This window comes from Sphingomonas sp. LR55 (genome assembly GCF_036856015.1).
Classification (GTDB): Bacteria; Pseudomonadota; Alphaproteobacteria; order Sphingomonadales; family Sphingomonadaceae; genus Sphingomonas.
In genome coordinates this window covers 2,331,167-2,357,081 of record NZ_JASPFO010000001.1, presented here as the reverse complement: position 1 = coordinate 2,357,081, position 25,915 = coordinate 2,331,167, and the positions used below count along the sequence as shown (strand labels likewise).

Sequence of the window (25,915 nt, the reverse complement as noted above, 5' to 3'; positions counted from 1 at the left end):
GGTTGGGCATGACCAAGAACGAAGAGATCGCCCGCGCCATCGCGTTGCTGCTGCCGGCGTTCCTGCTGCTCGGCGCGCTCGGCTCGCAATATCTCGGCGGCCTGTACCCGTGCGAGATGTGCCACTGGCAGCGCTGGCCGCATTATTCCGCGGTGCTGATCGCGGGCGCGACGTTCTTCGTGCCCGGGCGGTCGTTGCGCGCCTCGCTGGTGATCATCGCCGGGCTGTTGATCGGCCTTAGTGGGCTGATCGGCGTCGCGCATGCCGGCGTCGAATATCATTGGTGGAACGGCTTCACCGCCTGCACCACGACCGTCTCGATGGCCGGCACCACTGCCGCCGAGCGCCTCGCCGCGATCATGAACGCGCCGATGGTGCGCTGTGATCTCGCCCCAGTGGAAATTGTTCGGAATCTCGCTCGCCGGCTTCAACGCCATCTTTTCCCTCGCCGGTGCGTTCACCATATTCGCACTCATGAGGAAGACGAGATGAGCGGCTGGAAGCCAGGAGACGCCAAGCGGGCCACCGATTCGATGATCCGCGTCGACCAGGCCGGCGAATACGGCGCGATCCGCATCTATGCGGGACAGTTGGCCGTGCTCGGCGACCGTCACCCGGCGTCGCGCTCGATCCATCACATGGCGCAGCAGGAGGAACGCCACCGCGCGTTTTTCGACAAGATGATCGTCGAGCGCCGCGTGCGCCCGACGGTGCTGCAACCGATCTGGAAGGTCGCCGGCTTCGCGCTCGGTGCGGTTACCGCGGCGATCAGCCCGCGTGCGGCGATGGCGTGCACGGCCGCGGTCGAGACCGAGATCGACAAGCATTACGAAGAACAGCTCGTTCAGCTTGGCGCCACCGATCCCGAGCTATCGGCAGCGATCCTGGATTTCCAGGCCGAGGAACTCGAACACAAGGCGACCGCGATTGCTGCGGGGGCTGAGGAAACGCCGGGCTATCCGGTATTGAGCGCCGCGATCCGGCTCGGCTGCAAGGTCGCGATAGCAACCGCCAAACGGATCTAGGCGGACGGCTACGGTTCAGGCCGAGCGACTATAACAAGCCGAACGAACGCGTGGGAGTGATGCGTATGAAGATGCTTTTTGTGGCGGCCTTGCTCGTCGCCGGCCCCGCAGTCGCACAGACCGCGCCGCCGACCTCCAATGGCAATACGGGCAGTGCCAATACGGGCCCCACCCTCGCGCAGCCGCCCGCCAAGGCCCCCGCACTTCCCGGCGCGACCGCCAGGCCCAAGCCGGTCGTCGCCCCCCGCAGGTCTCGCGCAACGCGCCGATCAACGGCGTCCTGACGCTGTTCGGCAATGAACGCTGCCCGACCAACCAGAACGGCGAAGAGATTGTCGTCTGCGTCCGCCGCAGCGCGCAAGAGCAATACCGCGTTCCGAAGGAGCTCCGCGAGTTCGTCGTCACCCCCGAAAACGCCAGCTGGGCGACCAAGGCACAGGGTACGATGGACGCCGGCTCGGGCGTCAACACGATTGGCAGCTGCTCCGCAGTCGGCGCGGGTGGCGCGACGGGATGCTTCGGCCAACGGGTCAGGGAATCCCGCCTGGAAAACAAGACGCGGGCGGCGGAGGTGCCGGTTCTTCCCTGAGCTTTCGGCGCGCGTCGGGACCGACACGACGATATCCCAGCTTTCGCTGGGATGACGGGCTGGGGGAGCGGTTCTTACTTTTACGCCCATCCGCTTCTCGCGGCTGATTACCTTGGCCTCGAGCCGATCCGACCCGATCCGACCCGACCCAACCCAACCCAACCCCGACCTGAAAACTTAACTCGTCACCCCAGCGAAAGCTGGGGTATTTCACCATGTGCGTCACGCCAGCCCCGCACGACGGTCCATTACCCGAACGGTCGCCCCGTAGACTCGCGCCGCTATTCCGCAGACCCAAGCATCGACCCCGTGCGCCCGCGCGCCGGGTGGCCGTTTGCCTGACGCCCGCCCGCAAGCCTCTCGGAGCCCTGACTGTCCTAAAAGGGCGGGACATGACAGGATGCGCCGATCACGTTTGCAGCCTTCCTTAGCGCGATCCTCCAAACCGCCCGCCGAAGCGCGTCTCCTGTCGGAAAGATTCCGCGCGAGCGCCTATACTTCCTACACTTCACTCGGACCCTTCACCCGTTCGGCGTCCGATAAATCCCGCTTTGCAACGACTTAACCAATAGAGAACCGCACTCTCGCCGACCGTCACCAAAGCTCCTCCCGCTAGGAACGCCAGTATGAACGAACCGCTGAGCATCGCCTTCCTGCTGTTCCCGAACGTGACGCAGCTCGACCTGACCGGCCCCGCGCAGGTACTGTCGCGGCTCGGCAATTCGCGGCTCGATCTCGTGTGGAAGACGCTCGACCCGGTGCCGACCGACGCAGGCTTCTCGATCCTGCCGACCGCGACCTTCGCCGACGTGCCGCGCGCGGACATTCTCTGCGTCCCCGGCGGTTTCGGGACGAACGCCGTGATCGCCGACGACGAAGCGATGGCGTGGGTGCAGGCGGTCGGTGCTGACGCGACCTGGGTGACGAGCGTCTGCACCGGCTCGCTGATTCTCGGGGCGGCGGGACTGCTCGACGGCTACCGCGCCGGGTGCCACTGGGCGCAGCGCGAGATGCTGCCGCTGTTCGGCGCGATCCCGGTCGACGCGCGCACCGTGGTGGATCGCAACCGCGTCACCGGCGGCGGCGTCACAGCGGGGATCGATTTCGCGCTGACGCTGACCGCGATGATCCGCGGCGAGGCGCACGCGAAGGCTGTCCAGCTCAGCCTCGAATATGATCCGGCACCACCGTTCGATAGCGGCTCGCCCGAAAAGGCCGACCCGGACATCCTCGAAGCGGTGAAGCGGGGAACGGCGCAGCTTGTGCCGACGCGCGACGACGATCTGCGCGCTCTGGCGAAGCGCCGGGGTTGCCCGCGAGAGACTTAAGGGTGACGCTTCAGCCCGCGCACCCGGTGCCAGATATAGAAGCCGACCAGCGCGATCAGCACGACGCCGATCAGAAGGTCGGCACTGTGGAACGCCGCCTTCACGCGCGGATCGCTGTCCCACTTATCGCCGAGCTTCATGCCGACCCAGGCAAGCCCGAAGCACCACGGCCACGACCCGACGAAGGTGTAGATGTGGAACGGCACCAGCTTCATCCGCGCGACGCCGGCGGGGAAGGCGATGAACGAGCGGATCACCGGCAGCAGACGCCCGATCAGCACGGCGATCGAGCCCCATCGGGCGAAGAACCGGTCGGCGGCATCGAGCTCACCCGGACCGATCAGCAGGTATTTGCCCCAACGCTCGGCCATCGGCCGCCCGCCACGCTTGCCGATCTCGTACGCAACGATCGAACCGAGATTGCACCCGATCGCGCCCGCGGTGGCGGCGAGATACAGGTCGAACCGCCCGGTAGAGACGAGATAGCCGGCGAACGGCATGATGATTTCGGACGGCAGCGGGATGCACGCGCTCTCGATCGCCATGAGCAATGCGATGCCGACATAGCCACCTGAGGAGATGACGCCGATCGTGAAGGTGGCCAGTACGGCCAGAATCTTTTCGAACATGGCTCGGTCGATTGCGCGAACCGGGCGACGAAGGGAAGCCCAAAATCGGAACCGGCACGCGGTTCGTTCGCTGGTGCCATATGACAGATCTTACACTCAACGACGGTCGCACGATGCCCCAGCTCGGCATGGGTACGTGGCAGATCCACGACAGCCAGGCCGCGGCGATCGTCCGCGCCGGGCTCGATATCGGCTTTCGCTTAGTCGACACCGCTGCGATCTACGAGAACGAACGCGGTGTCGGCGACGGCTACAAGGGGTCGGATGCGTTCCTGACCACAAAGCTCTGGAACGACCGGCAGGGCGACGCCGAGGCAGCAATGGACGAGAGCCTGGCGCTGCTCGGTGTCGAGACGGTCGACCTGTACCTGATGCACTGGCCGGTGCCGAAGCAGGACAAGTATGTCGAAGCCTGGAAGGCGATGATCGCCCTACGCGATTCAGGGAAAGCCAAGTCGATCGGCGTGTCGAACTTTCTCCCCGAACACATCGATGCGATCGTCGCCGTGACCGGTGTGACCCCGGCGGTCAACCAGATCGAACTCCACCCCAATTTCCAGCAACGCGACCAGCGCAAGTATCACGAGGCGCATGGCATCGTGACGCAAAGCTGGAGCCCGCTGGGCCAGGGCAAGACTCTGTTACAGGACGAAGCGATTGTCCGCATCGCCGACAAACATGGCAGTAGCGCCGCGCAGGTGATCCTCGCATGGCATCTGGCGAGCGGCTTCTCGGTCATCCCCAAGGCCTCGGACGCCGAGCATCTCGCGGACAATTTCGCAGCGCTCGACCTGACGCTGGATGACGAAGACATGACCGCGATCGAGGCGCTCGACGATCCTGCCGGTCGCCCCGGCCCAGAACCGAACAGCATGTAATCCTCCCCGGCACGGGGGGGCCGCGACGCGGAGCGGCGGGGTGGAGGGGGTTCTCCACGAACGGTACGCCCGCGGTGAGCCCCTCCACCAGCTGCGCTGGTCCCCCTCCCCGTACCGGGGAGGATCAACCGATACGCCCGCCCACGACTCTCAAATCCTCGACGAACCGAGCATATTCCTCCGCAGCCTGCGCCGGATCCGGCAGCCGCAGCAGATAGCTCGGATGCACCGTAATCCAGGCTTCACCCCCATCCGGCAGCTGCAACTCCCGCCCGCGCTCGCGCCCGATCGTCATCACCTTCCCGAACAACGACCGCGCTGCGGTCGCCCCCAGCGCCACCGTCACCTTCGGCTTGATCAGCATCTGCTCCTGCTCGATCCACCAGCGGCATGCGTCGATTTCGCCCGCCCCAGGCTTGGCATGGATGCGCCGCTTGCCGCGCTGCTCGAACTTGAAATGCTTCACCGCGTTGGTGACGTACGCGCGCGAGCGATCGACACCCGCTTCCGCCATCGCCTTGTCGAACATCTGGCCGGCGGGACCGACGAACGGGCGGCCGGCGATATCCTCCTGGTCGCCCGGTTGCTCGCCGACGAACATCAGCGGGGCGTCGACGGGGCCTTCGCCGAACACGGTCTGCGTTGCCGGCTTGTAGAGCGGGCAGCGCGTGCACCCCGCGGCCTCGTCGCGCAGCGCTTCCCACGCGATCTGACTATTGCCACCGACCGTATCGCGCGCCTTCGCAATCATCCCGCTCTCCCGCGCCTGCGCCGCCGCCAGCAGGCCCGGCACCAGCGCGGTTTCGGGCATATTCTTCCAGTATTTCTTCGGCATCTCCTTCAGCATCGCGCCGATCTTCACGCGAGCGGGGTTAAAGATGCTGGCGTAATAGGTCTTCCAGACTTCCTCGGTCGGATCGCCATCGGGTGCGTCCGCCTTACTCGCGCCGGGGCCTTCGCTGAGCGCCTTGCCGTCCCAGTGGATCGACACCTCGGGCGTCAGTATCGACCAGCGCATGCTAGCGAAGCGGTTGACGAAGAACGCGGCGTTGGCGCGGACGATGTGATGATCGGGCTCGAACCACGCGACGAAGCGCGTCGTGCCGTCCTCCTCGACCTCGCGGAAACGGAGGAATGCGCGCATCTTGTGGATGTCGCGGCGAACGTCCTTGGCGATCCGGTCGAGCCTGCGGACGAGCGGATCGGCGCGGTCCTCGATCAGTTTTTGTTCGCGGCGGAGGCGGAAAAGCAGCGTGTAGAGCAGGGCGAACCGTTCTGGGTCGCTGCCGAGGATGGCGCTGCGGGCTAGGTCAATGAAGGCGCGTGGGACGGAGAACGCACCGGGGGGCGGGGCGGGGGCGGGTTCGGCGACGGTTGCGAACAGGTCGACGGGTTCGTCGCCGACTTGCCAGACGACGTCGTCGGGGGGACGTCTTCGGCGATCAGGCCACGCGCGGCGTCACGCCAGCCGTCGAAGTCGTCGGGTTCGGATAGGGTTACGACGCGCATAGTCCTCCCCGGCACGGGGAGGGGGACCAGCGAAGCTGGTGGAGGGGGCTTCCACGAGCGTATCGGCGGTGGTGAGCCCCTCCACCCCGCCGCTGCGCGTCGCGGTCCCCCTCCCCGGCACGGGGAGGAATGCGTCGGCTTCACGCGAACATTTCCATTTGCTTGGGTTTTGGGGCGACGATCGGGCGGAGTTCGGCGCGGTCCGACAAGACTACCGGGCGCCAATCCTCGGCGACGATGAAGGGACGGAGCTTGGCGACTGACACGGTCAGTCGGGCGATGTCCGCCAAATGCAGGCGGCGCCAGCGGCGGCTGGTGAGGATGCCGTTGACTGCCTTTACGCCGAGTCCGGGGACGCGGAGGAGCATTTCGCGGGGGGCGCGGTTGACGTCTACCGGGAACGACCCACGGAACTTCAGTGCCCAGGCGAGCTTGGGGTCGATGTCGAGCGGGAGCATGCCGGTGGCGTCGTCGGCGGCGGCGACGACCTCGTGCGGCTGGAATTCGTAGAAGCGCATCAACCAGTCGGACTGGTACAGCCGGTGCTCGCGCATCAGCGGCGGGCGTTGCAGCGGTAGCACCGCGCTTGCATCGGGGATCGGGCTGAACGCTGAATAATAGACGCGGCGCAGGCCGAAGCGGTCGTACAGGGTCGACGCCTTCCGGACGATGTCGCCGTCGGTCGCGGCATCCGCTCCAACGATCATCTGCGTTGACTGGCCGGCCGGGGCAAACTTCGGCGCGGACCTGTACTTGGCCTTGGCGTCCTTGCCGTCGATGATCGAGGCCTTCACTTCCGCCATCGCGGTTTCGATGCGGACGCCGTCTTTCTCGGGAGCAAGACGCTTCAGGCCGTTCGCGGTCGGGAGTTCGACATTGATCGAGACGCGGTCGGCGTACAGCCCGGCCTGGTGAACGAGTTCGGGATCGGCGTCGGGGATCGTCTTGAGGTGGATGTACCCGCGGAAATGATGGTCCTCGCGCAAACTCCGCGCGACCTCGACCATCTGCTCCATCGTATAGTTCGACGAGGCGATGATGCCGGAGGAGAGGAACAGGCCCTCGATATAATTGCGCTTGTAGAACGCGATGGTGAGATCGACGACTTCCTTTGCCGTGAAGCGCGCACGCCGCACGTTCGAGCTCTTGCGGTTGATGCAGTAATGGCAGTCGAAGATGCAGCTGTTGGTCAGCAGGATCTTCAGTAGCGAGATGCAGCGGCCGTCAGGCGCATAGGCGTGGCAGATCCCCATGCCTTCGGTCGAACCGAGCCCCTTGCCGTCCTTCGAATTGCGCTTGGTCGTGCCCGACGATGCGCAGGACGCATCGTATTTGGCGGCATCGGCGAGGATCTCGAGCTTTTCACGGGTGTCGAGTTGGGCCATTCGTTCGTCTTACGTTCCGCGAAAAGGAGTGTCGAGTGATGGAGATCAACTTGTAGCTATGTCGCTGATACGGGGCGGTTCTCGGTCATGGCGGCAGAGTGAAGTATAGAAAGTGCAGACGCTGGGAGCGTTTTCGCGAGGGCCGGTTTCTTGGGTAGGAAAGTCTTGCAATCGAAGCGTCGGAACGCTGTCAGGATCGGGGCGTGTAGGACAGCGATCAGTCAGTCGAACATGTAGCGAATCAGGTCGACCATGCCGCCGAGGCTGACGGGCAGGAGCAGCAACACGAAGAGATAGACGAAGATCAGGCGGGTCAGCGCCTTCTCGTGCCGATACACGGGCTTGCGTGGAGGCAGGTCCTCCTTGCGTGGCCAGATGCTGGATTCGTCGAGGAACATCGAGGGTCAACGTCGCGAACGGGGATTGTCTCCCTACGCGGTTGCAATGAGTCCGGTCGCGGCTTGCAGGTCGACCGAGACCAGCCGGCTGACGCCGCGTTCGATCATCGTGACGCCGAACAGGCGGTGCATGCGGCTCATCGTGACGGCGTTGTGCGTGACGACGAGGTAGCGTGTGTCGGTGTCGCGCGACATGCGGTCGAGCAGGTCGCAGAAGCGCTCGATATTGGCGTCGTCGAGCGGCGCGTCGACCTCGTCGAGGACGCAGATCGGAGCGGGATTGGTAAGGAACAGGCCGAAGATCAACGCGACCGCGGTCAGCGCTTGCTCGCCGCCGGATAGCAGGGTGAGCGACTGGAGGCGCTTGCCGGGCGGTTGCGCCATGATCTCGAGTCCGGCTTCGAGCGGGTCGTCGGAGTCGATCAATTCGAGATGCGCGGCGCCGCCGTCGAAGAGGGTGGTGAAGAGGCGCTGGAAATGGCCGTTCACCGCTTCGAATGCGGCGAGCAGGCGCTGGCGGCCTTCGCGGTTGAGCGTGCCGATCGAGCCGCGCAGGCGGTTGACGGCTTGGCCGAGTTCGTCGCGCTCCACCGCGTTGCCCCGTGCGGAGTCTTCGAGTTCGGCGAGTTCGGTTTCGGCGACGAGGTTGACCGGGCCGATCCGCTCGCGGTCGGTGGCGAGGCGGTCGTGCGTGGAGGATTCTTCGGTTGGCGCGCGGACGTCGGCGACCGCGAAGCCGAGGCGTTCGGGGAGGACGGGGGCGGGGCACTGGAAGCGTTCGCCCGAGAGGCGGCCGAGATCGAGGCGGCGCGCTTCGTGGTTTTCGACGCGGGCGATCGCGCCGGCGCGGGCTTCGCGGGCGACGGCGAGCGCTTCGGTGGCGGCGCGGTGGGCGTCGTCGGCGGTGCGGGCGGCGGTCTCCGCGGTGCGCTCGGTGGCGAGGAGCGCGTCGGCGGTTGTGCGCGCGTTTTGGTGTTCGGCGTCGAGCGTCTCGATTTCAGCGTCGAGGGTGGTGGGGCGAGCGGCGATCGCGGCGAGGTCGGTGCCGAGCGTGGTTTCGCGCGAGTCCATGGCGGCGATGCGCTTGGCGGCTTCACCGGCGCGCGCGCCAGCTTCGGGTGTCGGCTTGCGCGGCGGACAGGCGTTCGCGGTGCGTGGCGATGCTGCGGTCGAGCGTGGTGCGATCGGCGCGGGCCTGCGCGACGGCGGCGCGAGCGCATTCGGCATCGTATTGGAGCGCGGCGACCTGACGCGCGTTGGCGGTGCCGTCGGGTACAGCGGCCATCGCGGCTTCAGCGCGGGTGCGGTCGGCGTGCGCGTCGGCGACGTCGTCGGCGATGCGGTGCGCGCGGACGTCGAGGTCTGCGCGCTGGGTGGCGAGGCGTTCGAGCGCGGCGGCGGCGCGGTCCTCTTGGCGGATAGCGTCGCGCGCGGTGGTTTCGGCGCGTTGCAGGGCGGCGCGCGGTTTGCGACTGGCCTCTAGCCTGGGCGATCCGCTCGTCGATCGTGGCGCGGGTTCGTTCGGCCTCGGATAGCGCTTTGGCTGCGGCGGGGCGGGCGGCTTGGAGCGTGGCGAGGCGGTTGCGGCGGACGAGGCGTTCGGCGGCGGCCGCGCCGGTGCCGGTTGCGGTGAAGCCGTCCCAGCGGCGGAGTCGGCCATATCGGGTGACGATGCGCTGGCCGACGGCGAGGTGTTGCTGGCCGTCGGTGTCGACGACGAAGACCTGCGCGAGCCTGCGGGCGAGAGCGGGGGCGCGTCGACATGCTTTGCGAGCGGTTCGGAACCGGCGGGCGCGGCGGGGTCGTCTTCGCGGGGCTTGGCGCCGGCCCATGCATCGAGGCCGGTGTCGAGATCGTCGCCGAGTGCTGCGGCGAGTGCGCGTTCGTAGCCGGTGCTGGCGGAGACATGGTCGAGCAGCCGATCGCGGCCGTTGCGCTGCGTTGCCTTGGTGAGCGCGGTCACTTCGCTGTCGATCGCGGCGAGGTCTGCGCGGGCGATGGCACGGGTGGTTTCGGCGGCGTCTCGCGCACTAGTCGCCGCGGCTTCGTCGGTGTCCGCTTGTATGATGGCCTGGCGGGCGGACGCTGCGGCGGCGGTCGCGCCGCGTCGGGTTTCGGCGGCGGTTTCGCGCTCTGCGGCTAGCGGAACAGGGTCGCCGAGGGCGCGGAGGGCGGCGGCGATCTGCGCGGCGTCGCGGTCGGCGCGGTCGGCGCGGGTGCGGGCGGCGGCGAGGGCTGCGCTAGCGACTCGGACTTCGGCGGCGTCGCGGGCCTGGGTGGCGAGCGCCTGGGCGAGGGAGACTTCGGCGTCGCGGGCGCTGCGTTCGGTTTCGGCGAGGGCTGCGTCGAGATCGGGGATCGCGGCGGTGGCATCGGCGATCGCGGTGTCGAGCGTCTTGGCTTCGTCGGCGAGGCGGGCAAGCGCGGCGGCGGCGTCGCTGGCGAGCGATCCTTCGCGGGCGCGGTCGTCGGCGATGCGGGTGCGGGCGTCGGCGAGGTCGGCGATCCTGCGCTCTACGCTGGCCTTCTCGGTCTTGAGCGCGGCGAGGCGGTGGGCGAGGTCGCCGACCAAGTCGCGCGCGGCGAGCGCTGCGGTGCGGGCTGTTGAGACGGCTTCGATCGCGCAATGCTGGTTGGCGGCAGCTGCGCGTTCGGCTTCGGTGGTGGCGTGGACGCGCGTTTCGGCGGCGGCGGCTTCGGCTTTGGCAGCGTCGGCTGCGGTAGCGGCTTCGCGCCATCGGGCGAACACTGTGCGCGCTTCGGCGACGCGGATCTGCGCGGAAATGAGGCGGTAGCGTTCGGCGGCGCGGGCCTGGCGTTTCAGCGTGGCGGCGCGCGCGTCCTGGTCGGAGATGATCTCGTCAAGCTTGGCGAGATTGGCTTCGGTGGCGCGGAGTTTCCCCTCGGCGTCTTTTCGCCGGACGTGGAGGCCGGCGATTCCGGCGGCTTCCTCGAGCATCGCGCGGCGGTCGGCGGGTTTGGCGGCGATGACCGCGCCGATCTTGCCCTGGCTGACGAGCGCGGGCGAGTGCGCGCCGGTGGCGGCGTCGGCAAAGAGCAGGCCGACGTCCTTTGCACGAACGTCGCGGCCGTCGATCCGGTAGGCGGAGCCGGCGCCGCGTTCGATCCGGCGGACGATTTCGCGCTCGTCACCGGCGATTTCGGCGAGGATGGAGACTTCGGCGAAGTCGCGCGGGGGGCGGGTGGCGGTGCCGGCGAAGATGACGTCTTCCATGCCGGCGCCGCGCAGGGATTTCGCGCTGGCTTCGCCCATCGTCCAGCGGAGCGCTTCGAGGAGGTTCGACTTGCCGCAGCCGTTCGGGCCGACGACGCCGGTGAGGCCGGGTTCGATGCGGAGGTCGGCTGGGTCGACGAAGCTCTTGAAGCCGGTGATGCGGAGGCGCTTGATCTGCATTCTTGCGCCCCCCGACGACTAAAGTTGGATCCTATCGCGAACGGAGCCCTCAACCTTGTGTCCCCGCGAAGGCGGGGACCCAGACTGGGCTCCCGCCTTCGCGGGAGAACAAGAAGGCGCTGCCGTTAGTCCAAACTCCACCTCCCCGGCGGAGGCGGGACCCAGTTGGAGAGGTGGCAGTAACCGAACGCAGCGCTGATCAGCGACGTCCCCCAACTGGGCCGCGGCCTCCGCCGGGGTGGTGCGGTGGGTTAGGTTGCCGTCTACCTTCTTCAGAAGCGGTCGCCCTTACGCTCCAGCGGCCTTCAGCGCCTTCTCCATCTGGTCCCAGCTCACGACCTGATCGAGCTTCTTGTCGTTGATCAGGAACGTCGGCGTGCCCGTGACCGTGCCCGCCTGCATCGCATTCTCGGTCGGCTTGGCCATCACTTCGAGCTGCTTCTGATCCGCGAGGCATGCGCGCGCCTTCGCTTCCGGGATCCCGCGCTGCTTGACGAAATCGATCGCGCCCATCTGTTCGGCGAGCTTGGTCGCGACGACCGTCGGCGGCTGGTTGGCGAGCGCCTTCTGCTGGTCGGGGGTCATCGCCTGGAGCTTGTCGAGGAAGGCGATCTGGTTGCCGTACATCTGCTCGAGAATCGGGAAGAACGGCGCGACGCCGCCGCACTGGCCGAGCAAAGTCAGCGCGACGTCGGGCGCGCCATGGACGAGGAAGTCGCGGAATTCGAAGCTCACCTTGCCGGTCGAAACGTACTTCTCGGTCAGCGGCTTGTACGCCTCGCGGCCGAACGCGCCGCAGGTCGGGCACGAGCGCGCGCCGTATTCGACCAGCTTGATCGGCGCGTTCGGGTTGCCCATCAGATAGCCCTCGGGGGTCTTCACGACCGTCTCGGTCCAGTTCTGGCCGGCGGGGGCGGCAGCGGCGGCAACGGGCGCCGCGGCGGGCTGGTCGACGTTGCCGGTCAGAATCGTTCTTCGAGCAGGCGGCGAGCGCGAGCGGCAGGACGGCGAGCGTGGTCAGGAACTTCATCGGGTTACTCCAGTGGATCACGTGAATTAACGGGCGCCGGCCTTGCGGAGCGCGGGTTCTAGCTGTTCCCAGCCGACGTGCGGGACAATCTTGCCGTTGAGGTAGAAGGTCGGCGTCGAGTCGATTTCTTTCGGCGCGTCGGCGGTCAGTTTGACGATGCGGTCGATCTCGGGCTGGTTGGCGAAACACGCGTTGATCGCCGCATCCGAGAGCCCGCGCGCCTTTACGAACGCGGTCAGGCCGGAGCCGTCGGCGTTGGCGCGGATCTGGGCCGCGGCGGGGTACATGGCGAGGCGCGCGGCGTTGCCTTGCTGGTATTCGATCCCGCGCTCGAGCCATTGCGGCTGTGCGGCGAAGATCGCGGACGAGGTCGCGGAGAAGCCTTTCGGGCCGGTGCAGCGCGCGAGGATCGCTGCTGCAAGGTCGAGCCGGTCGCGGATGAAGCTGCGGACTTCGAGGCTGGTCGAACCCGACGCGATCATCTGGCGCTTCAATACCGGTTCGGACTTCACCGAGAAATCGGCGCAGTGCGAACACGTGTAGCTGGCGTATTCGACGAGCTTCACGCGCGGCGGGGTTGCCGATCAGGTACGCGCCCGAGGGGAGGACGCGGGCGGTTTGCGACCAGTCGCGCTTGGGCGCGGCACCGGTCAGCAGGAAGAGGGCGAAGACGGCAAAGAGGACGCGCATCAGGTGATCCTGGGAAGGCCGTGCGTCGAGGCGACGCCGGCGGCGAGGGATTCGAGGACGGCGCGCAGTTCCGGATCGGCGATGCCCTTCAGGCTCATACCGAGATCGACGGGGACCGGGCGGATCGATGGCGGTGCTTTGCGCGGCACGGGGGCGGCGACCTCGCCCTGGCGGATCGCGACCTTCACGATCGCTGCATAACCGAAGAAGCGGTTCACGCGCTCGATGATTTCGGGGGCGATGTGCTGCATCATGGGGGCGTGCGCGCCGCGGACGGTAAGGGTGAGGACGCCGTCCTGCTTCTTGCCGACCGGGAAGCGGATCGATTCGGGAATGCTCGCGCCGGCCAGTTTCGCGCCGACGATCTCGGGCCAGCGGCTGACGATCGACGACTGGACGAAGCCGAATCGCCGGAATGCCGCGCCGCCGATCGCGGGCAACAGCTCGGCGACGGCGCGCGATCGGTTCTCGCGCGGGGCGTCTGGATCGGTCCTGCCTTTAATGCGCTTCGTCGCCGGCTTGGGCGTCGCAGATTTAGGCACAGAAACGGGCGGCTTGCTCATCCGCAATCCCATGCCATAGGCGACGCGTGAACGCCAAGCGCTCTTCGGTCTCCGGGGCCCTGCTCGACTGGTATGACGCGCATCGCCGCGACCTGCCTTGGCGCGCGAAGCCGGGCGAGGCGGTCGATCCGTACCGGGTGTGGCTGTCCGAGGTGATGTTGCAGCAGACGACGGTGGCCGCCGTCACGCCGCGGTTTCTCGCGTGGACCGCGCGGTGGCCGGATTTCGCGAGTCTGGCGGCGGCGGATGACGCCGATGTGATGGCGGCTTGGGCGGGGCTTGGCTATTATGCTCGGGCGCGCAATCTGGTGAAGGCGGCGAAGGCCGTGGTGGCCGAGCATGGCGGAGAGTTTCCGCGGACCGAGGTGGAGCTTCGCGCTTTGCCGGGGCTCGGTGCCTATACGGCCGCGGCGGTGGCGGCGATCGCGTTTGGCGAGCGGGCCGTGGTGGTCGATGCGAATGTCGAGCGGGTGGTCGCGCGGCTGTTCGCGATCCAGACGCCTTTGCCGGCTGCGCGGCCTGCTATCCGGGTGGCGGCGGATTCGATTACGCCAGATGCTCGGGCGGGGGATTTCGCGCAGGCGATGATGGATCTGGGGTCGGGGATCTGCACGTCGCGCGCGCCGAAATGTCTGCTGTGTCCGATCCGCGCGTTTTGCGAGGGCTTTGCGCAGGGCGCGCCCGAGCGGTTGCCGGTGAAGGCGAAGAAGGCGGCCAAGCCTCAGCGGTACGGGACGATATTCTGGCTGGAGCGCGACGGGCAGGTGTTGCTGGTGCGGCGGCCGGACAAAGGTTTGCTCGGCGGGATGCGGGCGTTTCCGACCGGGCCTTGGGGTGAGGCCGCACCCGGTTTCGAGGACGCGCCGGCGCAGGCGGATTGGCGAATGCTGGACGTCACCGTCGCACACGGATTTACGCATTTCGATCTGCAACTGACGCTTGCGGTGGCAACGGTCGAGGCGCATCAACCGCGCGTTCCAACGGCAAGCGAATGGTGGCCGATCGACGAGCTGGATACTGCCGGGCTCCCGACCGTTTTCGCCAAGGCCGGCAAGACCATACGGAGAGCTGCATGAAACTGGTGCACTGGATTTCGACGGGCGGACTTGCCGCGCTGGCCGCCGCCACGGCCTATGCCCAGCAGGCGCAACCGCGTCCGCAAATGAGACCGCAGGCTCGGCCGACGCCGCGGATGACGATCCCGGTCAACGCGCTGCTGCCTGCCACGTCCGCGCTGTTCGACAGCCTCGTCGCGCAGGACAAGATGCCGGGGATCGTCGGTGCGTTCGGCGCCGGCGACGGTCCGACGTTGTTCCCGTCGGCGGGCAAGATCAGCGACGACCCCAATGCTCCGGCGGCAGGCCCCGATTCGCTGTGGCGCGTCTATTCGATGTCCAAGCCGATCACCGGCATGTCGGCGATGATGCTGGTCGAGGACGGCAAGCTCAACCTCGACGATCCGGTCAGCAAGTATATCCCGGCGTTCAAGGATATGAAGGTCGCGACCAGCCCCGACACGTCGCTCGCCACGCGGCCGGCGACGCGGCCGGTCACGATCCGCAATCTGCTGACGCATACCGCCGGGCTCGGTTACACGATCGTCACCAAGGGGCCGCTGCTCAAGGAATATGAGCGGCTCGGGATCCTGCCGCTGTCGGTCAATGCCGACATGGAAACGAAGATGCGACCCGTCCGGCCGAAGTCGCTGGAGGAATTCGCCAACCGCGTCGCGACGCTGCCGCTGATCGCGGACCCCGGCACCAAGTGGAGCTATTCGATCGGGCTCGACGTGATGGGGCGCGTTATCGAGGTCGCGAGCGGCATGAGCTTCGAGCGGTTCGTGCAGACGCGGGTGTTCGATCCGCTCAAGATGCGATCGAGCTTCTGGCAGGTGCCGCAGAGCGAGGTCGGGCGGTTGGCGACCAACTATGCGTTCGTCGGCGACACGCGGACGCCGCTCGATCCGGCGGCGACGTCGGTGTTCCTGCAGAAGCCGAGCTTCCCGTATGGCGGCGCGGGCCTCGTGATGTCGGCGCGCGATTACGACCGGTTCCTGCACATGATCCAGGACGGCGGCACGCTTGATGGCGTGCGCGTGATGAAGCCAGAGACGATTGCGCTGGCGACGTCGAACCTGTTGCCGGCGGGCGTGGTGTTCGGTGGGGTCGGGGGCGGCACCGGGGGAACGCAGGGCAGCAACATGGGCTTTGGCGCGGGCGGATCGGTGGTGCTGGCCACCACGCCGAACGGGCCGGGCAAGGGGACCTATGCCTGGGGTGGTGCGGCGGGCACGATCGCATGGGTCGATCCGTCGAAGCATTCGCGCGGCAACGTGATGGTCAATTACTTCCCGGCGGACCGGATACCGCTCCGCCAGCAGGTGGTCGCGGCGCTGCTCCAGGATGCGGCGAGGTTGCGCCGATGAGCGTGATGGACGCACCTGGGTTTACCGGTGGGACGCTCGACCGGTCGGATGCATTGCGCCACGATCCGGAAGGGCTGGCGGCGGCGCAGCGCGACTGGCGTGCGCGGTTGCTGGTGCTTGACGGGTTGCTGCCGGGCACGACTGACGACGGGCATCTCGCCTGGACGTCGATGGCGGACATGCCCGACGATGCCGAGCCGATCCTGCTAGGGCTCGACGAGAGCGGGCGGCCGCATTTCGCGGCGTTGCTGAACGGGATGCGTGTCGACAACGCGCCGGCGATGCGGTCGCCCGCGCTGATGACGGTGCTGGCCGCGCTCGCGCCCGGTGAGGCAGCGACGTACGCTGGTGCGCGCAGTGTGATCGACTGGCATGTCCGGCATGGTTTCTGCGCGAAGTGCGGTTCGCCGACCGAGATGTTCCGGGCGGGGTGGGCGCGGAAGTGCCCGAACTGCGGGACCGAGCATTTCCCGCGCGTCGATCCGGTGGTGATCATGATCGCCGAGCATGACGGGCGTGCGCTGCTCGGGCGCGGCAAGGGATGGCCGCCGGGGCGGTATTCCGCGCTCGCCGGTTTCGTCGAGCCGGCCGAATCGATCGAGGAAGCGGTTGCGCGCGAGATCCTCGAGGAGTCGGGCATTCGGGTCGGCAAGGTGCGGTATGTCGCGAGCCAGCCTTGGCCATTCCCGTCTTCGCTCATGATGGCATGCGTTGCCGAGGCGGAGGACGATGCGATCACGCTCGATGTGAACGAGCTCGAGGATGCGATGTGGGTACCGCGCGAGATGGTGCGGGCCGTGCTGCGAGGGGAGGAGGGGCCGTTCGTGCCGCCGCCGCCTTATGCGATTGCGTATACACTGCTGAGGGAATGGGCGGGGAGTAGGTGAGGTGTCTCCACGCGGGCACCACCCCGGCGGAGGCCGGGGCCCAGTTGGAGAGGTCGCAGCAACTAGACGCTGCCGTTCGTTACCACCGTCCCCCAACTGGGCCCCGGCCTCCGCCGGGGTGGTGCCTGTGTTGACGGCGGTGGCGCCTACCTAAGCCGCGATCTTCAACTCCTGCATCACATCCGCCGTGATCGACAGGCTCCGCTTCCGAGCCTCGTGATCGTAGATCGCGCTCGTCACCATCACTTCGTCGACCCCGGTCCGCTCGATGAATGCCGCGATCCCGCGTGCCACCTTGGCCGGGCTGCCAACCGCCGAGCATTGCAGCACGTGGTCGAGGATCTGGTTGCCCTGCGCGCCGAGCGACTCACGGTAGCCAGCGAGCGGCGGCTTCATCTTGCCGGGGTTGCCGGTGCGGAGCGCCACGAACGACTGTTGCTGCGAACTGGCGAGCAGTTCTGCCTCGGCGTCCGTGTCCGCCGCGAACACGTTGAACCCGGCCATGACGTGCGGCTTGGCGAGGCGTGCCGAGGGGCGGAAGTCGCGGCGGTAGATCGCGAGCGCGGCATCGAGCGCGTCGGGCGCGAAGTGCGAGGCGAACGCGTAGGGTAGGCCGAGCGCGGCCGCCAGTTGCGCGCCGAACGTGCTCGAGCCGAGGATCCACATCTCGACGTCCGCGCCTGCGCCCGGGGTTGCGACGATGCCGGTCTGGCCGTCATTGGCGAAGTAGCTCTGGAGCTCCATCACGTCCTGCGGGAAGGCGTTGGCGTCGGTTTCGAGCGTGCGGCGCATCGCGCGCGACGCGCTGGTCGGAACCGGGTGCGCGGCCGAGGCCGAGATCGATGCGGCCTGGGAACAGCGCGTCGAGCGTACCGAACTGCTCGGCGATCGTCAGCGGCGCGTGGTTGGGAAGCATGATGCCGCCCGAGCCTACGCGGATGGTCTTCGTGGCGGCGGCGATGTGCGCGATCACGACGGCGGTCGCGGCCGACGCGATGCCGGTCATGCCGTGGTGCTCGGCGACCCAGTAGCGCTGGAACCCGACGCTCTCGGCATGCCGCGCGAGGTCGGCCGCGTTGGCGAGCGATTGGGAGACGGTGCCGCCTTCGATGACGGGGACCAGATCGAGCAGGGAATAACGTGTCATGCGGTAGAGATAGGTACCGACCGGTAGCTTATCCAGCCCCGTCCCATCTTCCGCCTGCCGACTCGTCAGGATGACGGATTTATGGGGCGTGGGTATTCAAAACCCCAAACTGTACCGCATCGCCATGCCATAATCATTGGGCAGCGCAGCGAAATTGCCGGGGTCGCGACGCCAGAAGAGGTTGGTGTCGAGGCCTCCGCCGAACACCGGCATGCCGTACCGCGCCTCGACATCCACTTCGCGACCTTGCGGGGCGAGGTTGAGGCGCTGCGTGGTCCAGTCGGTCACACTGCCGCTGGCATAGTCGAAATAGGTCGGCAGTCCGAGATCGATCCCGCCGCGTGCCACCCGCAGAGGTTGCGCGATGCGCAGGCCGATGCTGTCGTGGCCGAACACGCCGTCCTTGCCGATATCAGCGGCAAACGCGTTGGTGCGGACGAGGCCATCGCCGCTGAGACCGCCGCGGACGGCCGCGCGGGTCCAGCCCTGGCGCATCGATCCGCCGATGCTCCAGCCGGCGCCGGCATCGAAGCGCGCCTTGGTGTCCAAGAACCACGTTGCCGCCCGTGTTGCACCGAGCGCCGCATCGAAGCGCGCGCCGAGGACGGTATCGCGCTCGTCCATCCGAGTCGCGGCGACTATCGTCGCGAGCCCGCCGAAGCGTCGATCGATCGCCAACGATGCGCGGTTGTAGCCGGAGCGTTGCCAGCGGTCGCGTAGCCGCAGGTCGTCGCCCCGTTGCGTCAGGACGTCGCCATTCTCGATTCCCGCGGTAAAGCCGAACCCGCCGAAGCTCTGTCGCATCGCGCTCGAGGCGCGCGTGGTGCTGTCGAAGCCCATGCTGCCGGCATTGGCGATCAGGAAGGCCGGTTCGGACTGGCCGGAGAGCTGTGCGCTCAGCGCGCCCGATCCTTGCGCGAAGCCGAAGCCGAACGACAGCGTGCTGCCGAGCTTCTGCGTCACCATCCCCGCGATCGCGCGCGCCGGTCGCGTCGGCACGCGACAACGAGGTTCGGTCGAGCGCCACGTCGCCGTTCGAACGGGGGGCCAGCGTCATCGACACCGTCATGTTGCCTTGCGCCAGAGCGACAGTGCGGAGGTGCGACTGCAACGCGCCACCCAGCGCGCGGTCGGGGCTGCGTTTCGCGATCGTCTTGGCCAGATCGATCGCGAACGCTCGACTGTAGCCGTCGAGTATGACCGCGCCGAGTTCGCCCTGCACCGCGTCGCCCATGGCGGCGGAGAGCGTTGCATTGCCGCTCGTCGATACGAGGGCCTTCGAGCCAGCCATTGACGTTGCGCCGAGCGGTTGGAAAGCCCGGGTCAGGTCGAGCACGCCGTTGCCGTAGACGGAGTCGATTCCGGGCGCGCCGACATCGCGCGCGCTCTTGAAGAGGATGTCGACGATTTGCGCCCCTGTCAGGTTGGGGAATGCCTGCGCCAGCAGCGCGACCGCGCCGGAAATCTGCGGCGCGGCGAACGACGTGCCCGACCATAGATACGCGGTGTCGTTCTGGTCCGGCGCGCGGACATTTTCGCCGACGGCGGTGAGGAAATGCGCGGCGCCGGTGCCGGCCCTGTCGCTGAAGCTCGAGATGCCGTCGCTGGACCCGACCGAGCCGGCTATGATCACCTGATTGCGCGCCTGTGCGTCACCGGCGACGTTGGTGAAGGGATCGGGGTTGACCGAGCCGTCATTGCCCGCCGCGATCACGACGACGAGACCCGCCGCGGTAGCGCGGCCGATCGCGTCCTTCAGGCTTTGTGGCATCTCCGATCCGCCGAGCGAGATGTTGACGACTTTCGCCCCCGCTACGCGCGCTGCATCGACCCCGCGGGTGATCGCATCGGTCGGGAATTTACAGCCGGTGCTTTCATCGTCCTTGCTCGCCGTCGCGCAGGTGCCGGGGCGATCGGCGCGCAGGACGATCAGCGTCGCATCGAACGCAACGCCCTGCGAACCCGCACCGTTTCGGCGGCCTGCGAGCGTAAAGGCGACCGCGGTGCCGTGGCCCCCTTCGTCGTCGATCGAAGCGTTGCCGGCGACATCCTGCGACCCGGACGAGACGCGGGTTCCGAATTCCTGGCTTTGCAGGTCGATACCGCTGTCGATCACGCCGACGCCGATGCCTTTGCCGGTCGCGCCGACATTATAGGCAGCAAGCGCATTCATCGAGACCGCACCAACGGTCGCGCGGTATTCGCCGGTGTCGTTGCTGGACGGGGTTGGCGTGGGAGCAGGCGTCGGTGTGGGGGTTGGGGCGGGAGTTGGCGTTGGGGCGGGCGTTGGCAACGATGTCGAGGGCGGCGTCGGTGTGCTGTTGATACCGCCCCCACCGCCACCGCCACACGCGGCAAGAAGAAGACCTGTCCCCATTGTCGCCGACCGCAGCAGGTCGGCCTTGATCCGTCGCATGAATTCCGCCCCTGTTGCCCGGACAAGCTAATGGAATACAAAGTGTTACGCGATGATAAACAAGGGGCTGCCCGGAGCCGGCTTGCCCGGTTGGTTCGCGGTGCCTAGAGGTTCGCGCGATGCTTGCCCGCCTTGACCCCCGCCTTGCCCATGTCCGCAACTGGATCTTCGATCTCGACAACACGCTGTACCCGGCGAGCGCGGACCTGTTCGCGCAGGTCGATGCGCGGATGACCGGGTTCATCCAGGATCTGCTCGGGCTCGATCACGAGGAAGCGCGGCGGGTGCAGAAGGGGTATTTCCACAATCACGGCACGACGCTGTCGGGGTTGATGACCGAGCATCATGTCGATCCTCACGCGTTCCTCGCGCATGTCCATGACATCGAGATGGACGTGATCGAGCATGATGCGCCGCTGGTCGCCGCGATCGCCAAGCTGCCGGGGCGCAAACTCGTCTTCACCAATGGCGACACGCCGTACGCGACGCGGATCCTCGACCGGCTCGGGCTGAGCGAGAGCTTCGAGGCAATCCACGACATTCACGCGATGAACCTGATGCCGAAGCCGCATGCGTCGGCCTATGCAGGGTTCTGCGCGGCGTTCGATATCGACCCGTGGGAGTCGTTGTTCGCCGACGACATGGCGCGCAACCTGACGCCGGCCAAGGCGATCGGGATGACGACCGTGTGGATCGACAACGGCTCCGAGCAGTCGCCCGACGCGGCGCGCGACCACATCGACTTTACCGTGCCGGTGCTTGCGCCGTGGCTCGAAACCATCCTGGAGACATCATGACCTTGCAGATTATCATCGACGCCGCCTGGGATGATCGCGCGAACCTCGGTCTCGATACCAGGGGCGAAGTGCGTGACGCGGTCGAGTCCGCGCTGGCGATGCTCGATGCGGGCACTGCGCGCGTTGCCGAGCCGACCTCGGATGGCTGGCAGGTCAATCAGTGGCTCAAGAAGGCGGTGCTGCTCTCGTTCCGGCTCAACGACAACGTCGTGATCGATGGCGGTTCGGCTGGTGCGCCTGCGTTCGACAAGGTGCCGTCGAAGTTCGCCGGCTGGGGCGATGCCGAGTTCCGCGCGGCGGGTATCCGCGTCGTACCCGGTGCTGTCGCCCGACGCGGGAGCTTTATCGCCAAGGGTGCGATCCTGATGCCGAGCTTCGTCAACATCGGCGCGTATGTCGGTGAGGGTACGATGGTCGACGCCTGGGCGACGGTCGGGTCGTGCGCGCAGATCGGCAAGAACGTGCACCTGTCGGGCGGCGCCGGCATCGGCGGCGTGCTCGAGCCGTTGCAGGCCGATCCGGTCATCATCGGCGATGGCGCCTTCATCGGCGCGCGGGCGGAAGTCGCCGAGGGCGTCCGCGTCGGCGAGGGCGCGGTGCTGTCGATGGGCGTGTATCTGGGTGCATCGACCAAGATCGTCGACCGCGAGACCGGCGAAGTGTTCAAGGGCGAAGTGCCGCCGTACGCGGTGGTCGTGCCAGGCTCGATTGGCGGCGGCGACGGCAAGCCTGCGCTGTATTGCGCCGTGATCGTCAAACGGGTCGACGCACAAACACGTTCGAAGACCTCGATCAATGACCTGCTGAGGGACTGATCGGGTCGACAACCCGGCGGGCGCTGCCTATCCGGGGCCAAACATACCGAGGAGATAGACTTTGACCGCTGCTGCCAGCCAGGTTCTCGACCGCGTACTCGTCCTCGAAATGGTCCGCGTGACCGAAGCGGCGGCGATCGCCGCCTCCACGCTCGTCGGGCGCGGCGACGAGAAGGCGGCGGATGCGGCGGCGGTCGAGGCGATGCGCGAGGCGCTCAACTCGCTGTACATGGACGGCACCGTCGTGATCGGCGAGGGCGAGCGCGACGAGGCACCGATGCTGTTCATCGGCGAAAAGGTCGGCTCGGCGATCGGCAAGGGCCCCAAGATCGACATCGCGCTCGACCCGCTCGAAGGCACGACGATCTGCGCGACTGCAGGGCCGAACAGCCTGGCCGTGTTGGCGATCGCCGAGGAGGGTGGGCTGCTCAACGCGCCCGACGTCTACATGGACAAGATCGCGGTGGGCCCAGGTTATCCCGAGGGGATCATCGATCTCGACAAGACCCCGACCGAGAACATCACCGCCGTCGCCGCCGCGAAGGGCGTGCCGGCGCGCGACCTGATCGTGTGCGTGCTCGACAGGCCGCGTCACGAGGCGCTGATCGCCGAGCTCCGGAAAGTCGGCTGCGGGATCATGCTGATCGGTGACGGCGACGTTGCCGGCGTAATTGCGACGTCGGATCCGGAGACCACGGTCGACGTGTACATGGGGTCGGGCGGCGCGCCAGAGGGTGTGCTGGCGTGCGCGGCGCTGCGGTGCGTCGGCGGGCAGTTCAAGGGGCGCCTGTTGTTTCGCAACGATGACGAGCGTGGGCGTGCGGCGAAGTGGGGGATTACCGACCTCGACAAGCAGTACGACCTGTCCGAGCTAGCGAAGGGCGACTGCATCTTCGCCGCGACCGGGGTTACCGATGGCTCGCTGCTCGCGGGCGTGAAGCGGAAGAAGGGCAAGATGACCACCGAGAGCGTGGTGATGCGCGCGTCTTCGGGGACGGTGCGCTGGGTCAAGGGTGAGCATCGTACCGATTGAGTCTGAGCCACTAATACCACCCCGGCGAAGGCCGGGGCCGAATTGGGAAAAGTCGCTGACGGAGCGATCCGCTTCATTACTCAGGACGTTCCACTTGGGCCCCGGCCTCCGCCGGGGTGGAGTACTGGGTCGGGGTGGTGACCCAACCACCTTGTTTCCCCGCGAAGGCGGGGACCCAGACTGTTCTCCCGCCTTCGCGGGAGAACACGGACGAGCGGTGGAACGCATGATGGGCGAAGTGTCGACATGATCCTTCCCAACGCCCTCCTCCTCGCCACCCTCATGAGCCTGGTCTGGTTCCTCAAAGGCGACCTCCTCGGCTATCGCCGTATCAAGCGGCTCCCAGACACCGCCTCGCGCCAGAGGACCTACCGCCTGTGGATCGCCAAGGCAGCGATCGCCTTCGTCCTGCCGGCCATCATCGGACTCGCGCTGCTCGGCAGGCTCGATGCCATCGTCACTGTCCCCCCTGAGTTCGACGCCCTCCGCAAACTCCTGCCAAGCCTCGCCGGCGATAGCCGTGCGGAGATGCTCGCCATGATCGGCGGCAGTGCGCTGGGTGGCCTGATCATCGGCGCGATCCTCGCCACGCGGCGCAACTGGCGCATCCTCAAGACGATCGGCAATGTCGGGTCGCTCCTGCCGCGCAACCGGCCGGAGATCATGCACGCCGCCGCCATGTCGATCGCGGCGGGCATATCCGAAGAACTCGCCTTCCGCCTGTTTCTGCCGCTGCTGATCGCGCTCGTGACCGGCAACGCGTTCGTCGCGTTCGGCGTCGCGATCGCGGTGTTCGGCGCGATGCACCTGTATCAGGGGCGGGCAGGCGTGATCGCGACCACGCTCGTCGGCGCGCTGATGGCAGCAATCTATCTGATGACCGGCGAGCTGTGGCTGGCGATGCTGATGCACGCGCTGGTCGATCTCAATTCGCTGGTGTTGCGCCCGATGCTGACCGGAGCGTGGCGCGCGGCTTGACTTCGTGGGCGCGGGTTCGTCCAATCGCAGCACGGTTCATGAAGGGAAAGTCCATGTCGCGCCACGCCCTGCTCCTCGCATTGGCGATCACCGCCGCGGTGCCTGCCGCCACGCTTGCGCAGACCGCGCCGCAAACCGCGACCCAGTCCCCCTTCACGTTCGAAGAGGTGATGGTGCCGATGCGCGACGGGGCGCGGTTGCAGACCGTCATCATGCGACCGCGCGGAATGACCGGGCCGCTGCCGATCCTGCTCCAGCGGACGCCGTACGGTGTGCCCGACGCGCCGTTTCCCAATGCGAACCGCTTCGGTCCGTTGATGAAGGACGGCTACATCTTCGTGTTCCAGTCGATGCGGGGGCGGTTCAAGTCGGACGGGGTGTTCACCCTCTCGACCGCAGTTCATGCCAAGGGCAACGGGGCCGGCGATCCGACAGCGGTCGACGAGGCGACGGACGCCTACGACACCGTCGGTTGGCTGGTGAAAAACGTCCCGGCGAACACCGGCAAGGTCGGCATGTGGGGCGTGTCCTACCCCGGTTTCGCCGCCGCAGTGGCGCTGGCGAACCCGCATCCGGCACTGAAGGCCGTCTCCCCGCAGGCCGCGTGGATCGATTACTGGCAGTCGGACGACCTCCACCGCAACGGTGCGCTGCGACTAAGCTATGCGACCGACTGGGTGTCGTCGCTGCAACTCGACAAGACCAAGAATTCCGACTTTGCGTATCCGAGCGACACGTACGACTATTTCCTCAAGGCGGGCTCGGCGGAGGCGATCGACCGCAACGTCTTCAAGGGGCGGGTGCCGATGTTCACGGCGCTGCTCGATCATCCCAATCACGACGGTTTCTACACCGCGCAGCGCTGGACCGATTTGCTCGGCAAGACGACCGTGCCGACGCTGAACGTCGCCGGGTTCTGGGACCAGGAGGATCCGTGGGGCTCGTGGCAGATCTACGCGCGTCAGAAGCGCAACGACCCGGATCATCTGGCGCAGATGGTGGCGGGGCCGTGGCGGCATGGCGGGTGGCAGGGCACGGCCGATCACCTCGGCCCGATCCCGCTTGGCACGGCGAGCGGTACGCAGTTCCAGGAACAGATTCAGGCGCCGTTCTTCGCCTATTGGCTGCACGGCAAGGGTCCGCGGCCGGACTTCGCGGCGAAGATGTTCCAGTCGGGTTCGAACGTCTGGAAGACCTATGCGGCTTGGCCTCCGACGGGCGCGAAGGCGACGAACCTGTACCTGCACACGGACGGCAGCCTGTCGTTCACCGCGCCGGCCGCGGGCGAGGGGTGTCGTGACTACGTGTCCGATCCGGCGAACCCGGTGCCGTTCCGCCGGCGACCGATGTCGGCGACCTATGCGAGCCCGGACTGGGCGTGGTGGGAGGCGGACGACCAACGTTTCGTCGATCACCGGCCCGATGTGCTGGGGTATGTGTCGGAGCCTCTGACTGCCGACCTGACCGTGACGGGGGCGCTGTCGGCGACGTTGCAGGCGTCGACGAGCGGGACGGACAGCGATTTCGTGGTGAAGCTGATCGATGTGCTGCCCGACGACACCGAGTCGATGACGGGCCGTAGCCTTCAGCCGGGCGACTATGCCCGGACGCTCAATGGGTATCAGTTGCCGATTGCGATGGAGGTGCGGCGCGGGCGGTTCCTGGCGAGCGATACGGCGCCGCAGCCGCTGGTACCGGGGAAGGTCGTCGCGTGGGACGTGCCGCTGCGGGACCACGACCATGTATTCAAGGCGGGGCACCGGATCATGGTGCAAATCCAGTCGAGCTGGTTCCCGATGATCGACCGCAACCCGCAGTCGTTCGTGCCGAACATCGGGCGGGCGAGGGTGGGGGATTACGTGAAGGCGACGCAGAAGGTCTGCGCGGGCTCGCGGATTACGTTGCCGGTTATGCGGTAACAAGCTTGTTCTCCCGCGAAGGCGGGAGCCCAGACTGGGTCCCCGCCTTCGCGGGGAAA

The 25,915-nt window shown here is 67.2% G+C and carries 20 protein-coding genes and 4 pseudogenes; 13 read left to right on the top strand and 11 right to left on the bottom strand.

Going from position 1 to position 25,915, the window contains the following annotated elements; translation table 11 throughout:
* Positions 1–8: 8 nt before the first annotated feature.
* From QP181_RS11235 to QP181_RS11220, 4 genes and pseudogenes are all read left to right on the top strand, one after another.
* Positions 9–338 (top strand): annotated as a pseudogene (locus QP181_RS11235) (disulfide bond formation protein B); the annotation flags it as partial.
* A 150-nt stretch (positions 339–488) separates the two neighbouring features.
* Entirely contained in the window at positions 489–1,025 is a 537-nt protein-coding gene (locus QP181_RS11230) for a demethoxyubiquinone hydroxylase family protein (protein WP_132735992.1), read from the top strand.
* Between the two features lie 65 nt (positions 1,026–1,090).
* Complete coding sequence (locus QP181_RS11225; RefSeq protein ID WP_333923225.1) at positions 1,091–1,309, top strand: hypothetical protein; 219 nt, start codon at positions 1,091–1,093, stop codon at positions 1,307–1,309.
* Between the two features lie 931 nt (positions 1,310–2,240).
* Positions 2,241–2,942, top strand: a complete 702-nt coding sequence (locus tag QP181_RS11220) for a DJ-1/PfpI family protein (protein WP_333928559.1) — start codon at positions 2,241–2,243, stop codon at positions 2,940–2,942.
* On the opposite strand, the gene QP181_RS11215 is transcribed toward QP181_RS11220, so the two are convergent.
* On the bottom strand, positions 2,939–3,571 hold the full coding sequence (locus QP181_RS11215; protein WP_333928558.1) for a DedA family protein: 633 nt from the start codon (positions 3,569–3,571) through the stop codon (positions 2,939–2,941). The genes QP181_RS11220 and QP181_RS11215 overlap by 4 nt on opposite strands.
* Positions 3,572–3,651: 80 nt before the next feature.
* Here QP181_RS11215 and QP181_RS11210 point away from each other — a divergent pair, with 80 nt between their 5' ends.
* The gene (locus tag QP181_RS11210; protein ID WP_333928557.1) at positions 3,652–4,449 is read left to right on the top strand and encodes an aldo/keto reductase; all 798 of its coding nucleotides are present in this window, start codon (positions 3,652–3,654) and stop codon (positions 4,447–4,449) included.
* Positions 4,450–4,573: 124 nt separating this feature from the next.
* Here the strand turns inward: QP181_RS11210 and QP181_RS11205 are convergent.
* From QP181_RS11205 to QP181_RS11175, 7 genes and pseudogenes are all read right to left on the bottom strand, one after another.
* A pseudogene (locus QP181_RS11205) lies at positions 4,574–5,958 on the bottom strand (UdgX family uracil-DNA binding protein).
* A gap of 140 nt (positions 5,959–6,098) precedes the next feature.
* The gene (locus tag QP181_RS11200; protein ID WP_333928556.1) at positions 6,099–7,343 is read right to left on the bottom strand and encodes a putative DNA modification/repair radical SAM protein; all 1,245 of its coding nucleotides are present in this window, start codon (positions 7,341–7,343) and stop codon (positions 6,099–6,101) included.
* A gap of 221 nt (positions 7,344–7,564) precedes the next feature.
* A complete protein-coding gene (locus QP181_RS11195; protein WP_333928555.1) occupies positions 7,565–7,741 on the bottom strand; it encodes a hypothetical protein in 177 nt (58 codons plus the stop codon).
* A 33-nt stretch (positions 7,742–7,774) separates the two neighbouring features.
* Positions 7,775–11,156: pseudogene (locus QP181_RS11190) on the bottom strand (chromosome segregation SMC family protein).
* A 288-nt stretch (positions 11,157–11,444) separates the two neighbouring features.
* Positions 11,445–12,038 carry a thioredoxin domain-containing protein gene (locus tag QP181_RS11185; RefSeq protein ID WP_333928554.1) on the bottom strand — a complete coding sequence of 198 codons (594 nt, stop codon included), beginning with the start codon at positions 12,036–12,038 and terminating at the stop codon, positions 11,445–11,447.
* Positions 12,039–12,212: 174 nt separating this feature from the next.
* A complete protein-coding gene (locus tag QP181_RS11180) occupies positions 12,213–12,752 on the bottom strand; it encodes a DsbA family protein (protein ID WP_333928553.1) in 540 nt (179 codons plus the stop codon).
* Positions 12,753–12,875: 123 nt separating this feature from the next.
* Complete coding sequence (locus QP181_RS11175; protein ID WP_133030250.1) at positions 12,876–13,439, bottom strand: DUF721 domain-containing protein; 564 nt, start codon at positions 13,437–13,439, stop codon at positions 12,876–12,878.
* Between the two features lie 26 nt (positions 13,440–13,465).
* Here QP181_RS11175 and mutY point away from each other — a divergent pair, with 26 nt between their 5' ends.
* Genes mutY through nudC form a run of 3 tightly spaced genes read left to right on the top strand, consistent with a single transcriptional unit; the run spans position 13,466 to position 16,751 of the window.
* Entirely contained in the window at positions 13,466–14,515 is a 1,050-nt protein-coding gene (mutY, locus tag QP181_RS11170; RefSeq protein ID WP_333928552.1) for an A/G-specific adenine glycosylase, read from the top strand.
* Positions 14,512–15,864, top strand: coding sequence for a serine hydrolase domain-containing protein (locus tag QP181_RS11165; protein ID WP_333928551.1), 1,353 nt, complete (start codon positions 14,512–14,514; stop codon positions 15,862–15,864). Before mutY ends, QP181_RS11165 begins: the two co-directional genes overlap by 4 nt.
* A gap of 5 nt (positions 15,865–15,869) precedes the next feature.
* Positions 15,870–16,751 carry an NAD(+) diphosphatase gene (gene nudC, locus QP181_RS11160; RefSeq protein ID WP_333929618.1) on the top strand — a complete coding sequence of 294 codons (882 nt, stop codon included), beginning with the start codon at positions 15,870–15,872 and terminating at the stop codon, positions 16,749–16,751.
* Positions 16,752–16,901: 150 nt separating this feature from the next.
* Here nudC and QP181_RS11155 read toward each other — a convergent pair.
* The 3 genes and pseudogenes from QP181_RS11155 to QP181_RS11145 form a co-directional block, all read right to left on the bottom strand.
* Positions 16,902–17,898, bottom strand: a pseudogene (locus tag QP181_RS11155) (LLM class flavin-dependent oxidoreductase).
* Between the two features lie 96 nt (positions 17,899–17,994).
* A complete protein-coding gene (locus QP181_RS11150) occupies positions 17,995–18,393 on the bottom strand; it encodes a hypothetical protein (RefSeq protein ID WP_333928550.1) in 399 nt (132 codons plus the stop codon).
* Complete coding sequence (locus QP181_RS11145; RefSeq protein ID WP_333928549.1) at positions 18,311–20,314, bottom strand: S8 family peptidase; 2,004 nt, start codon at positions 20,312–20,314, stop codon at positions 18,311–18,313. Before QP181_RS11145 ends, QP181_RS11150 begins: the two co-directional genes overlap by 83 nt.
* Before the next feature lie 119 nt (positions 20,315–20,433).
* Between QP181_RS11145 and QP181_RS11140 the strand changes: the two genes are divergently transcribed.
* From QP181_RS11140 to QP181_RS11120, 5 genes are all read left to right on the top strand, one after another.
* Positions 20,434–21,111 carry a pyrimidine 5'-nucleotidase gene (locus QP181_RS11140; protein ID WP_333928548.1) on the top strand — a complete coding sequence of 226 codons (678 nt, stop codon included), beginning with the start codon at positions 20,434–20,436 and terminating at the stop codon, positions 21,109–21,111.
* A complete protein-coding gene (dapD, locus tag QP181_RS11135) occupies positions 21,108–21,926 on the top strand; it encodes a 2,3,4,5-tetrahydropyridine-2,6-dicarboxylate N-succinyltransferase (RefSeq protein WP_333928547.1) in 819 nt (272 codons plus the stop codon). The genes QP181_RS11140 and dapD overlap by 4 nt, the downstream gene beginning before the upstream one ends.
* Before the next feature lie 61 nt (positions 21,927–21,987).
* Positions 21,988–22,959 carry a class II fructose-bisphosphatase gene (gene glpX, locus QP181_RS11130; RefSeq protein ID WP_333923213.1) on the top strand — a complete coding sequence of 324 codons (972 nt, stop codon included), beginning with the start codon at positions 21,988–21,990 and terminating at the stop codon, positions 22,957–22,959.
* Between the two features lie 246 nt (positions 22,960–23,205).
* Positions 23,206–23,937 carry a CPBP family intramembrane glutamic endopeptidase gene (locus QP181_RS11125; RefSeq protein WP_333928546.1) on the top strand — a complete coding sequence of 244 codons (732 nt, stop codon included), beginning with the start codon at positions 23,206–23,208 and terminating at the stop codon, positions 23,935–23,937.
* A 53-nt stretch (positions 23,938–23,990) separates the two neighbouring features.
* Complete coding sequence (locus QP181_RS11120; protein ID WP_333928545.1) at positions 23,991–25,856, top strand: CocE/NonD family hydrolase; 1,866 nt, start codon at positions 23,991–23,993, stop codon at positions 25,854–25,856.
* Positions 25,857–25,915 lie beyond the last annotated feature (59 nt).

Coding starts and splice junctions, on each gene's coding strand:
- QP181_RS11150 (WP_333928550.1), bottom strand. CDS start 18,393: ATGCGCCAGGGCTGGACCCGCGCGGCCGTCCGCGGCGGTCTCAGCGGC.
- QP181_RS11225 (WP_333923225.1), top strand. CDS start 1,091: ATGAAGATGCTTTTTGTGGCGGCCTTGCTCGTCGCCGGCCCCGCAGTC.
- dapD (WP_333928547.1), top strand. CDS start 21,108: ATGACCTTGCAGATTATCATCGACGCCGCCTGGGATGATCGCGCGAAC.
- QP181_RS11125 (WP_333928546.1), top strand. CDS start 23,206: ATGATCCTTCCCAACGCCCTCCTCCTCGCCACCCTCATGAGCCTGGTC.
- QP181_RS11230 (WP_132735992.1), top strand. CDS start 489: ATGAGCGGCTGGAAGCCAGGAGACGCCAAGCGGGCCACCGATTCGATG.
- QP181_RS11120 (WP_333928545.1), top strand. CDS start 23,991: ATGTCGCGCCACGCCCTGCTCCTCGCATTGGCGATCACCGCCGCGGTG.
- QP181_RS11175 (WP_133030250.1), bottom strand. CDS start 13,439: ATGAGCAAGCCGCCCGTTTCTGTGCCTAAATCTGCGACGCCCAAGCCG.
- QP181_RS11165 (WP_333928551.1), top strand. CDS start 14,512: ATGAAACTGGTGCACTGGATTTCGACGGGCGGACTTGCCGCGCTGGCC.
- QP181_RS11195 (WP_333928555.1), bottom strand. CDS start 7,741: ATGTTCCTCGACGAATCCAGCATCTGGCCACGCAAGGAGGACCTGCCT.
- QP181_RS11215 (WP_333928558.1), bottom strand. CDS start 3,571: ATGTTCGAAAAGATTCTGGCCGTACTGGCCACCTTCACGATCGGCGTC.
- QP181_RS11145 (WP_333928549.1), bottom strand. CDS start 20,314: ATGCGACGGATCAAGGCCGACCTGCTGCGGTCGGCGACAATGGGGACA.
- nudC (WP_333929618.1), top strand. CDS start 15,870: ATGGACGCACCTGGGTTTACCGGTGGGACGCTCGACCGGTCGGATGCA.
- QP181_RS11200 (WP_333928556.1), bottom strand. CDS start 7,343: ATGGCCCAACTCGACACCCGTGAAAAGCTCGAGATCCTCGCCGATGCC.
- QP181_RS11220 (WP_333928559.1), top strand. CDS start 2,241: ATGAACGAACCGCTGAGCATCGCCTTCCTGCTGTTCCCGAACGTGACG.
- QP181_RS11210 (WP_333928557.1), top strand. CDS start 3,652: ATGACAGATCTTACACTCAACGACGGTCGCACGATGCCCCAGCTCGGC.
- QP181_RS11140 (WP_333928548.1), top strand. CDS start 20,434: ATGCTTGCCCGCCTTGACCCCCGCCTTGCCCATGTCCGCAACTGGATC.